Annotated in this window: 7 protein-coding genes and 1 pseudogene; 5 read left to right on the top strand and 3 right to left on the bottom strand. The window is 39.6% G+C overall.

Features of this window, described 5'->3' with window-relative positions:
* A pseudogene (locus P20480_RS15765) lies at positions 1–415 on the top strand (TolB family protein); the annotation flags it as partial.
* 63 nt (positions 416–478) lie between these two features.
* Here P20480_RS15765 and P20480_RS15760 read toward each other — a convergent pair.
* Together P20480_RS15760 and P20480_RS15755 are read right to left on the bottom strand one after the other, a co-directional pair.
* Positions 479–1,633, bottom strand: a complete 1,155-nt coding sequence (locus P20480_RS15760) for a tetratricopeptide repeat protein (protein WP_008126905.1) — start codon at positions 1,631–1,633, stop codon at positions 479–481.
* 48 nt (positions 1,634–1,681) lie between these two features.
* Positions 1,682–2,815 carry a PepSY-associated TM helix domain-containing protein gene (locus P20480_RS15755; protein ID WP_008126907.1) on the bottom strand — a complete coding sequence of 378 codons (1,134 nt, stop codon included), beginning with the start codon at positions 2,813–2,815 and terminating at the stop codon, positions 1,682–1,684.
* Between the two features lie 284 nt (positions 2,816–3,099).
* Between P20480_RS15755 and P20480_RS15750 the strand changes: the two genes are divergently transcribed.
* Together P20480_RS15750 and P20480_RS15745 are read left to right on the top strand one after the other, a co-directional pair.
* A complete protein-coding gene (locus tag P20480_RS15750; protein WP_008126909.1) occupies positions 3,100–3,714 on the top strand; it encodes a SemiSWEET family transporter in 615 nt (204 codons plus the stop codon).
* A gap of 75 nt (positions 3,715–3,789) precedes the next feature.
* Positions 3,790–4,578 carry a PhzF family phenazine biosynthesis protein gene (locus P20480_RS15745; RefSeq protein ID WP_008126911.1) on the top strand — a complete coding sequence of 263 codons (789 nt, stop codon included), beginning with the start codon at positions 3,790–3,792 and terminating at the stop codon, positions 4,576–4,578.
* A gap of 65 nt (positions 4,579–4,643) precedes the next feature.
* On the opposite strand, the gene P20480_RS15740 is transcribed toward P20480_RS15745, so the two are convergent.
* Complete coding sequence (locus P20480_RS15740) at positions 4,644–7,151, bottom strand: zinc-dependent metalloprotease (RefSeq protein ID WP_008126913.1); 2,508 nt, start codon at positions 7,149–7,151, stop codon at positions 4,644–4,646.
* A 288-nt stretch (positions 7,152–7,439) separates the two neighbouring features.
* Here P20480_RS15740 and P20480_RS15735 point away from each other — a divergent pair, with 288 nt between their 5' ends.
* Both P20480_RS15735 and P20480_RS15730 read left to right on the top strand, forming a co-directional pair.
* Entirely contained in the window at positions 7,440–8,618 is a 1,179-nt protein-coding gene (locus P20480_RS15735; protein WP_008126914.1) for an efflux RND transporter periplasmic adaptor subunit, read from the top strand.
* Positions 8,619–8,630: 12 nt separating this feature from the next.
* Positions 8,631–11,774, top strand: coding sequence for an efflux RND transporter permease subunit (locus tag P20480_RS15730; protein ID WP_008126915.1), 3,144 nt, complete (start codon positions 8,631–8,633; stop codon positions 11,772–11,774).
* The last annotated feature ends 29 nt before the right edge of the window (positions 11,775–11,803 follow it).

Here is an 11,803-nt window from a genome sequence, read left to right on the forward strand (position 1 = left end):
ATTTGGTAAGGTGTATAACGCTCCTTTGTACATTAACTTTACACAAAAGCAGCGAGACGATGCACGCCTTGCGCTAGGCGGGTTTAACTCAAACCTTATAAACCAACACTACAATAGTGAATTTGTGCTTGCTGCTGATCTGCCTTTTTATAGTGCAACTGCCGAGCGTTACCAAGGGTATGGCGGCGGAGTTGCATATAAAGAAGGTATGCCGTGGCTGTATTACACTCAACATCAATTAGATGGTAGCGTTTACGCACAAAGTTACGGTTTAAAATATCAAGGTGACTTTAGCTTTGGCATGGGACCTGCGGGTGTCAATGATTTAACATTTAATGTGGGTGTGTCGCGTGTTGAGGGCAGTAGCTTTGACGATGAAATGCGTGCATGGCTGAGCTTTTACTATTCGCTTTAAATAAATTTATTGAGTTAATCTGAACTGTGGGTAGTAAATCGATTAACCACAGTTCAATTCACCCTAATCTTTATATTGCAGCGACAACAATTTGGCTTGATATACGTTTAACTTTTTATCGTCTCGCTCATACTCAATTGCTTTTTCAATTAGCCTCTTTGTGTGCTGTTTTTTACCTTGCTGGTAGCGAATTTTAGCAAGCTCTAGGTATAGCTCAGAAATATAGGGAGCTTTAACGATAGCGAGTTCTAAGTGGTCTTTTGCTCGATTAATAAAACCGGTTTGTAAATCGTTTTTTGCTAGAGCAAGCAGTTCATAAGGATCTCTTTCTTTGTAATTTAATTGGCTGGTTAGTTGCTCTACAAGTACAGTTTTACCAAGTTGTTTAGCTAATAGTTGATAGTTATTAACTAAATTGACGCTCGATAAATTATTGTTTATTGCTGTTTCGTAAATTACTTCTGCGTTTTTTAAATCTCCCACACGGCGATGTAACATACCCGCCATGTTAAAAAGCTCAGCATCATTCGGGGTAAATTTATTGGCTTGTAAAATAAAAGAATAAGCAGCGTTAAGATTTTCTTCAGCAAATGCTTTAGCTGCTAAGTTGCCATAAAACTTCGCAACTAAGTCGTTGTAGCTGGCGCTGCCAGAATAAAAACTACCGCGTGTAGGAAAATAATCAATCAGGGTACCTGGGCGAAAAACTTGAATAACGTTCTCTTTTTTCTCAACTTTTGGTGCATATACCATGGTTCTGAAATGATTAGCTACATAGACCATTCCACTTTCTTTTGCGTACACAGGTTCACTAGTAACTTCTTGAAAGCTGGTTTCTAGCCCCAGCGCATTTGCATAACTTTGTGTAAGAACCGCTAAACTAATACAGTTGCCGTGTGCGCGAGTCAGAGTTTGCGAAGAAGTTAATGTGTCACCATGATAACTAAAATCGCTAAGTTGGTTTTCTAAATAGTTGTAAATAATACGATCGGTTCTAACACCGTTTAGTTGCTGCTGGTCGGCATAAGCTAAAAAGCGTTTTTTTTCGGCGTTTGGCAATTCAAAAATATTCAACTCGGTGGGAGTATCTATTTGTTTAAAGCGGGTGTGATTAATAAGCGCAGTAAGCTGGGGTTGCTCAACTGTAGGCGTTGTTGGAGTGCTTTTACATGCACTTAGAAATACCAAAAATAATGTAACTAATACTATAGATTTCATAAGCCACCTCAATGTGATTTTTAACATTACATTGAGGTGACTTTTTAATCAAGCGGTTATTGTTCGTTGTTTATTATGACGATTTTTTTGCGATTGTTTTTTACGTTTGCGGCGTGTGAACCATAAATAAAAGCCAGTAGCGCTTAGCCATAGTGGGCTTAGACCTATAAAACTCCACAGTATTTTACTTATTAGGCCAGCAAAATAACCAAAATGAAGCTTACGAAAGCTGTCTAGCACTTTCCAGCCAAGACCTACTTGGCGTATATCCCAATTGGCAATATGCTCACCAGTGATTTTGTTATACGAAACGGTATTAGCGTATTCACTTGCCAGTGGGTTATTAGAATTTACTTCACCAAATACAGTAATGTTGTCATCAGGCTCTAATGGCATAACCAAGTAAGTGCTGTTGAACGTGGCTATTTGTTGCTTGCTGTCATCTAAAATATCTTGGAAGGAAACATTTTTGCTATACAGGTTTTTGGTTAGGGAATGATGTTCTTCTTCAGCGTGTTCAAGTACTTCGTGATACCAAACGGCACCATTAAAATAACCACCGGTTATAGCTAAAACAATTAAAATAGGTGAGCCAATAACACCAGTCATTTTATGAATATCACTTAATACGATTTGTAATGTTGCGCGCCAACGCACGGTAAACAGGCGTTGCCAAAATTTTCTGTAAATAATGAGACCGGTTATTCCGAGCACCAATAAAAATAAAGCAAAAAAGAACCCCAAAACGGTGCCTGTTTGGCCTGGTAAGCTTTTTAAATCATTGAGTAAAAAGGTGTAATGGAGTTCTAAAAACCAATCTGTAAAATAATGGCTCGTTCCCACGGGAGTTGACAAAATATCACCAGTATATTGATTTAAATGAAATTTATACCAAATTTGCGACTCGCGCTCGATTAAGTAAACCCGATCAGCAGTATCGTCGTTAAAAATTTCCCAGCTACCAATGACATACTCAGGGTAAGCGTTCTGAGTGATGGAAATTAACTCATCCATATTCAAACGTTCAGGTTGAGTGCTAATCACAAAATGACTTTCGGGCATAAGTAAGCCATCTATCTCGCTTTTAAATACAAGCACACTGCCAGTAATACTTATTACAATTAATGGAATAATTGCAATGAGAGCAATCCAGCTATGAATTTTGAAAAGTGTTTTTCTCATGGGTTATCGTTATCTAATTCACTTATATACAAATGATATCAATTGTTATTTGTATTTAACAGTGGTTGAGTAAGTATTCGGGAAATTAATAAACTGTGCACATTACATAACATATTTTGTAAATATAAGTTTCCAGTTCCTTGAAAGGGTTTTTGCTGTTTAGTTGAGTTAAATTAACTTCACTCTACAATGCCGCGCTCACAGTAAAAGCCTTTTAAAACAGATGTTTAATAAATGTTTTTATTAAGTAATTAAAGTAACCGTTATGTAACAGCGAGGTTGTTTTGGCGCACTATTTGCCTATTTTGTCTTCATTTATTTTACTTTTTAGCTTTTTACCATTGCTAAATAAAATTAGAAAAAACAGAAGTGTTTCTGGTTTATCTTTGCTGATGATGACATTTGGAGTCGCACAGAGTCTCTATTTCATAACGTATAACATTTATTTTGAGCGATACTTTATTGCTTTACCTTTTTTTGTAACAGGCGTATTAAGCGGCTTGATATTGTACTTTTTTGCCCGTTACAACGCCGCAAAGCAAGAACGGCTTCAGTTAGTGCTTATGCTTGGCTTTTCGCTTATGCCGTTTTCGCTGTTATTAAGTCCAAACTTTGATACCGCATGGGTGCTCAACGCACTTACTTATGTAGGATTGGTGATGAGCTCAGTGCGCGTAATGCCACAAACCTACAAAACGCTGCGCACAGGTGATGTAAGTAACTTAAGTGCTCGTTATTTTAGTTTGCAGTTCATAGCGGGCATTTGTGGCTTAGTTGTTGAGTTAACAAATACCACACCAAGTACTTCACACTTACTTATGTTTATCATGTTGTTGCTGACTAATGCCGTGCAGTTTGGTTGTATGCAATATTATAAAATGCGACCAGTAATGGCTTAATTATAAAAAAGTGTAGTGTTTAATTAAGTTAATTGTGGCATTTTTAACTTATGAAAAATAACCCAGTGCAAACTAATGCAATTAACTATTCACCAAATTGATGCGTTTACACACGCTTTATTTAAAGGCAATTATGCAGCTGTTATCCCACTTGAGTCGTGGTTGGATGATGACCTAATGCTAAACATAGGCGCTGAAAACAACGTATCTGAAACTGCGTTTACCTGTAGGCAAACCGATGGGCGTTTTGCTATTCGTTGGTTTTCACCTTTAATGGAAATAGACTTTTGTGGCCATGCTACTTTGGCTGCTGCGTATGTATTATGTGAAGAACATAATGTATCGCAAATTCGCTTTATCGCTGATGCAGTGGGTGAGCTGATTGTTAATAAAAACAATGATGGCAGCTTCGCCATGACATTCCCTAAACAAGCACCACAAGAGGTTAAAAACCCGCCACAGGCTCTGTTAAATGGCTTGTCTATACAACCTATTAAGGTACTTAAAAATCGTCAAGCTTACTTTGCTGTTTATGAATCGGCTAAGCAAGTAAAGAGCTTAAATACCGACTCGGCACTCTTAAAAACGCTAGCGCCACACGATGTAGTTGCCACTGCGCCTAGTGATGAATACGATTTTGTTTCTCGTTATTTTTGGCCTGCCAGCGGTGGCGATGAAGATTATGTCACGGGCTCTATTCATACAGGGCTTGCTCCATATTGGGCAAAACTGTTAGAGAAGACACAATTAACTGCCTATCAGGCATCTAGCCGAGGTGGTCATATACAGTGCGATGTTGGGGAGTCAACGGTAACTTTAACAGGCCATGCTGTTAGGTATTTAAAAGGCAGAATTTACCTTTAATGGTGATAGGAATTAAGTTTATAAAAAAGGCCACAATCAATGTGGCCTTTTTTTGTTACAACTATTTACGCTTCGAGTGCTTTTGCAATTAAGCGATCAATATACTTTTTATGGGCTTTGGCTGCAGTATCTGCGCCCCATGACAGGCTTGTATCCGCTATTTCGGTTAACTGATAAAGCGCGGCTGTTTTAGCGAGGTTATCGAACTTGCTTGGTTTGCCTAAACCCGCAATAGCGATCAGTTGGTTTACATATTCAATTTGTAAATTGTGACTGATTGAGCTGGCCTCTGCGTCTTTTACAAAAATACTCGCCGTTAAATCCCCCATAAATTGATTTAAGCTATATTCGTTTCCGTATAAAGCGGTATCTGAAATACGCAGTAAAACCGCTGGGTGCAGCAGCTGTGCAAGCACAGACTTTTGCATGCCTAAAATCATTTTGTGAGGTTTAGGGTCTTCATTTTTACCATAGTGATTAAACCCGCGGCGCTGTTGCTGCATGAAGTTATAAAGCGGTTGCATGCTTTGTAACACATCAGGTGCAAACACGTACTCGGCTAGAATTTCCATGGCTTGAGTTTGTTTTTCAAGCGGCACCGGGGTGAAAGGCTTGTCGGCGTTTGTATCACCTACAACGGCGCGCTCTACATAAACCCCACCAATTTGGCGAGATACAATACCCGCCTGCGATCTGTACTGACCAAATAAGCTATTAGCTGAGGTAACAAGTTGCTGGTAAGAGTCGCCTTCAACAGTGGCTTTATCTTTAAGCTCAGTAAACAGTTTATTAATAAGTGCCATGCGGTCTGCACCATACGCCGCTGGGTTTGATGACAAATCGCCAATCATTACGCGGGGATCGATATGACGGCCCGGCGCGCGCATATCGTCTGCATCGTTACCAAACGCTAAAGCATGCTCACTAGAACGCGCAAGAATTTTACTAAGACGAGCTTGCTCGGCAGATTCATCAGCCAGCGCTACGCTGTATCCGTAGTTAATAGCCCAGTCGTCGTATGGGCCTGGTTTAGTTTGAAAAATATCACCTTGCTGCATGCCAATCGGCGCAATGTTAGCCGGTGCATAATCCATTACTGAGCCTGTTACGATACCTTGGGTTTTACTCTTATCGTGCACTTCTTTCTCATTCCACAAAATAGATGATTTCATGTTGTGGTTAAGGCCCAGTGTATGACCTACTTCATGCAGAATAAGCTGTGTTAACCCTTGGCGTATCATTTCGTTTTCTTCAATGCTATCGCCAGCAGCTAAGCCTTTTGCAAGCATAAGGTTTTGTTGAATTTCATGACCTAATGAGCAGTTTAATTCACCAGTATGTGTACTATTGCTGTGGCTCATCGCGCCTTGTGTATAAAGGGTGTCGTAAATCCAGCGATTTTTCATAAATACAAACTCAAGCATAATGTCTGAGCCCAGTATTTCGCCTGTTAGCGGGTTGGCAAGTGCAGGCCCGTAGCCACCAAATGGTGGTTTAGGCGATGAGGTCCAACGCAGTACGTTGTAATTAATGTCGCCTGCATCCCAGTCGGCATCATCAGGTTGTATTTTTACTTCTAAAGCATTTTTAAAGCCTGCTTTTTCAAAAGAGCTGTTCCATGCAAGTACAGCGTCTTTAATTGTGTCACGCCACTCTATTGGCGTGGTGTTTTCTATCCACCATGTAATTGGTTTTACAGGCTCTGAAAGTGCAGCGCTTGGGTCTTTCTTTTGTAAATCCCAGCGCTTAATAACATCTTCGTAAGGCGTCCAATCAGTTGACGTCATTTGATCAAACTGGTTTGTGAAATAACCAATGCGCGCATCGTCTAAACGAGGTTGGTAGTTGTTTTGTGGGAGTGCTACAAATGAATGCTGAACCTTCACAGAAACACTACGCGGGTCACTTACTGCGCCAGAGCCACGAACGGTTGGACTTGCATTGGTAAATACGTAATCTACGACAACGTCTAAATTATTAGGGTAAGGACGCTGTTTAATAATGCGCGATTTTTTGCTGTCTAGCTTGCCTAGTTTAAAACGTTTTTTCGCATTTTTATCTGCGGGATTTATAGTAGGAGATACTTTATGAAGTGCTTCACTTAAAAATAACTTATTGACGTTAAAGGCAATTTTACCGTCTTCTTCTTTTTCTATTTTAATACTCGCAAGCACAGCTTCACTAATGTTTGCATTGCTGGCTTTTGAAATGGCACTGTTTTCGTCAAATTTATAACGAGGTGTTTTACTTATAATATCGATACGGTCGAAGTACTTTCTAAACTCAATGAGTTTGGTTTCACGGTAAGATCCACGAAAGTGTCCAGCATCAGTCACCCCATCAACTGTATGAGCAAAATAAACGAAAGGAGTATCAAGCTGCGATTCGTTAATGACCATTAAATGCTTACCCGTTTTTTCGTCCTGATAAAGGTTAAATATACCGGCAAATTCGGTTTGACCTTTGATCATTTCACTTAATGTTTTTGGTTTTTTTTCGTCTTTTTTGTCATTGGCAAAAGCATGGCCGCTTAGAGCAATACTGAGCGCAAGAGTTAGGGTGGTTAGTTTCATAATGTCATCTTTTCGTTTGTTAATTTATTTTTACTGTACGTAATTTCAATTTGTTTCGTACAACAAATCGATGAAATAATACCTTTTTTATTTAATGTATTGATTTTAAATAGTAAAAGTTTGTAACAAAATATAATTTTATGGCTATATAATCTAATTTATAATTAAGTAATTAATTACGAGAAGTATAATTAATGCACATTTGTAACAGTTGCTTACAAATGTCACGTAATTGTTTAATTAAGCTCTGTTATTATGGCGTTAATAGAAATTTGGGGTAATTAGGATATGCAAACAAATTCACTTAGATGGGTTTTTCCATTTGTTGCGCTTGCTATAGGAGTTGTTGGTTTTAAAGCAATAAACGCTCTTGCAAATGAACAAGAAAAAAAAGCGTTAGTTGATACGCGACCTACTGTTCAAGTTGAGCCGGTTTCGGCTAACGACCATCAGGTTGTAATTAACAGCTATGGAGAAGTAAAGCCGCTGGAAAATACACAACTGTCTGCACAGGTATCGGGAGAGGTACTGAGTTGGAATCCGAGCTTTGTTGCCGGTGGGGTTGTAGCACGTGGTGAAACCTTATTTTCGATTGAAAAAGATAACTACGAAGCTGCAGTGCTCGTGGCTGAAGCTGAACTTGCTCGTGCCCAAGCGGGTTTAATTGAAGAACAAGCGCAAGCAAAAGTAGCTGAAGACGAAGCAAAACGCTTTCCAAGTAAAGCGCGTACTGATTTATTTTTACGCAAGCCTCAAGTACTTAGTGCGCAAGCAAATGTTAAATCAGCGCAAGCAGCATTAAAACGTGCGCAGCGAGATTTAGAAAACTGTGATGTTAAAGCACCTTACGATGCACTTATTGTGAGCCGTAATGTAGGTGTGGGCCAATACGTGACAATGGGCTCGCAAGTCGCTGAGCTAAACAATATAGAAACTGCTGAAGTAATTATTCCTATTGCAGGCTTTGATAGTGTGTTTTTGCCTGAGCGTATTAAAGGGATTACCGCAACAGTTATTCAAAAAGGCCTTAATAGCTTTACTCGTGAAGGCGTTATTGACCGCGATTTAGGTATTGTAGATAACGCAACACGTATGAGCAGTTTAGTGGTGCGAATTGAAGACCCATATGGCCTTAAAAATAAGCAGCCAGCAATTAAATTTGGCAGTTACGTACAGGTTAATTTTGCTGGTACAACATTAAATAATATCTACCGTTTACCTCAAGCGCTTGTTAACAACCAAACCGTTTGGGTGGTTGGTGAAAATCAAACCCTTGAACCAAGAAAGGTAACGGTAATACGAGAAGAAGGCGAGTACTTCTATATTAGTAGTGGCCTAAAAGCTGATGATAAGCTGGTGGTTACGTTACCAGAATACCCTCAAAAGGGAATGGAAGTTAAAATAGCAGGTGCCCAACCGGCACCTGAAAGCTCTGATGTGAGCACCTCAAACACGCAACAGCTTTAAGGTGTAATAACAATGAGTGAATCAACACAAACAAAACAAACAGGGTTAATAGCTTGTTTTGCTAATAACTCGGTTGCTGCAAACTTAATGATGTTGTTTATTATCGTAATGGGTTTTTTAAGCTACAAAACGATTCAGCGACAAATGTTTCCTAATATAGAAATTAATTATATTAACGTAAACGCTAATTACCCAGGCGCCTCTCCTCAGGAAATTGAAGAAAGTATTCTTATAAAAATTGAAGAATCACTTAAAGATATTACCGAAATAAAAAAAGGCGTGTATCGCGCATTTAGAAACGGCGGCTCTGCAAGGCTTGAAATTCATACAGACGCAGAACTCACCGATGTGCTTGATAAAGTAAAATTGCGTGTTGACGGTATTGCTACTTTTCCAGCCGGCATGGAACCGGTCACCATAAGTCAGATTGAATTTAGACAAGATGTAATAGGTATGACACTGGTTGCAGACTTGCCTTTATTTGAGCTTAAGCCGATAGCAAATAATATTGAAGATGAATTGCTGCAATTATCTAATGTATCGCTTGTGGTCAATGATGTACCGCTTGATGAAATAGCGATTGAAATCGACCCAGATACATTACGCCAGTACAACTTAACAATTTCAGATGTTATGAATGCCGTGCGTCGTTACTCAGCTAACTTTTCGGCAGGTCAGTTAAAAACTGATGCGGGCGTTATATCAGTTCGTGTTGAAAACCAATTTTATTCAGGCGAAGAATTTAGACAAATTCCGGTAAAAATTGGCGAGTATGGTGCCAAAGTTTTACTGCAAGATATTGCCACAATTAAAGATCAATTTACTGAAGGTGAACGTTATTTTAAGTTTAATGGTGAAAATGCCGTTTATTTATCAGTAAAAGCAACGCAATCACAAAATATTATTCCGGTAGCTGAATCGGTTAAAGCGTATATTGATAAAAAGAATAAAGAGCTCCCACCGGGTGTGCGTATAGAGCCTTTAATGGATATGACGTACTACCTAAATGCTCGCTTAGATATGATGAAATTAAACCTTCTTCAAGGTGCGATTTTAGTCGCAATTATGTTGTCGTTATTCTTACGCTTTAAGTTGGCATTGTGGGTAATGATAGGTTTACCAGTGTGCTTTTTAGGCGCGATGATGGTGATGCCACTATTTGGTATTAGCATAAATATCGTTTCGTTATTTGCGTTTATCATGGTGCTAGGGATTGTGGTGGATGACGCCATAGTTATAGGCGAAGCCGCATACAGTGAGGTTGAAAAAAGTGGCGGCGGTGTCGATAACGTTGTACGAGGTGCAAAGCGTGTAGCGACCCCAGCGACATTTGGTGTACTTACTACCATTGCTGTATTTGCGCCGTTTACGCTTTCGAGCGGCCCTGAAAGTGCCTTTTTTTACGGTATTGCTGTTGTTGTAATGCTATGTTTGGTATTTAGCTTAATTGAATCGAAGCTCATATTACCTGCGCATATTGCACATACACATTTTACTCCTATTAAAAAAGGTGGCTGGCGAGATAGATTTAATACCCGCTTTTTTGGTTTTGTAAACGGCCCATATAAACGTTTTGTTTCTAAGTGTGTTGAATGGCGTTGGACTGTTTTATTTAGTTTTATTGCTTTATTAGTCGTGACTTTTGCATTAATTGCTTCAAATCAGGTGCGCACTATTCCTTCACCTAAAGTACCGCATGATTTCCCACAAATTAATATTGAAATGAATGACAACGTATCCGACATTCAAACTATTAATGCTATTCGTGAAATAGAAGCGATGGTGCTTGAGGTAGATAAAGAAACAGAGCGTCAAACAGGTCAAAAAATTATCCGCGATTTACTCGTGTTTAACCAAGGCCGCACAGAGGCGCAATTATTAGCCCCATTAGTTGATGAAGACTTACGTCCTTACGATGCGTTTGAATTATCGCGCCGTTGGCGTGAAGCCATGCCTAATATTGCAGGTGTTAAATCGTTAACTATTCAAGACGACGTCGGCGGCGGTGGCGGCAACGGTGGTGGCGAGTTTGGTTACCTTCTATTTGGGTCTGATATCGATACATTAAACGAAGCAGGGCGCCGTTTTATTCAATTGCTCCAACAGCAAGAAGGCTTGTTTGATATAAGTTCAACCATAGATCCAGCCAGTAAAGAAGTGCAAATGAGTTTAAAACCCGTTGCATTTGATTTGGGGTTAGATCTTGCCAGCATTGCCAATCAAGTTGGCGCTAGCTTTTATGGTGGCGAAGCACAGCGCGTAATTAGAAATGGTGAAGAAGTCCGTGTAATGGTTCGTTACCCTAAACTTACACGCGAAGCATTTTCATCACTTAAACATACAGTGGTGACTACACCAACAGGGCGCGAAGTGTTATTGGGTGATGTGGTTGAGCTAACCGAAACTCCCGGTATTAGCTACATTCGCCGTGAAGGTGGATATCGAACTGTTTATGTGTACGGCAGTATTGATGAAGAGCAAATTGAGCCGGGCGAAGTGGTTAAACAGGTAAAAGAAAACCTATTACCACAGCTTAAAGAAGAATACCCAAGCGTTAAATCAGAACTTGGTGGTGCTATTGAGGAGCAACAGGCGCAAGCCAATGAGCAAATGTTGTTTTTTATTGGAGGCATGATACTAGTTTACATACTGCTTGCTGTACCACTAAAAAGCTATTCACAACCGCTTATTGTAATGTCGGTTATTCCGTTTAGCTTAACGGGGGCTATTTGGGGGCACTACTGGTTTGATTTGGATATGAGCTTAATGTCTGGCTTTGGTCTTATTGCTGCAGCGGGCGTTGTAATTAATGACTCCTTGGTTATGACCGACTATGTAAACCAGGTACGTAAGCAAGGCGTTAGCGTTAAAAATGCTGTAATTGAAGCCGGCTGTGCGCGTTTCAGAGCAATATTACTCACCTCAATCACTACGTTTGCTGGTGTGTTGCCTATTATGTTTGAAACTAGCCTACAGGCTAAGTTTGTAATTCCTATGGCAGTTGCGCTGGGATTTGCAGTTATGTTTGCAACCTTAATTACGCTTATTCTTGTACCTTGTTTGTACATTATATTAGGTGATATTGGGGCCTTATTTAAAAACACTTACAGACGTATTTTTAAACGAAGAAGTGTAGAAGTGTCTGTTGATAGCTGATTTTTGCTAAAACAATAAAAAAAGGACTG

Origin of the sequence: Pseudoalteromonas sp. BSi20480, assembly GCF_000241365.1 — a bacterium.
In the GTDB taxonomy this organism is placed as follows: domain Bacteria; phylum Pseudomonadota; class Gammaproteobacteria; order Enterobacterales; family Alteromonadaceae; genus Pseudoalteromonas; species Pseudoalteromonas marina.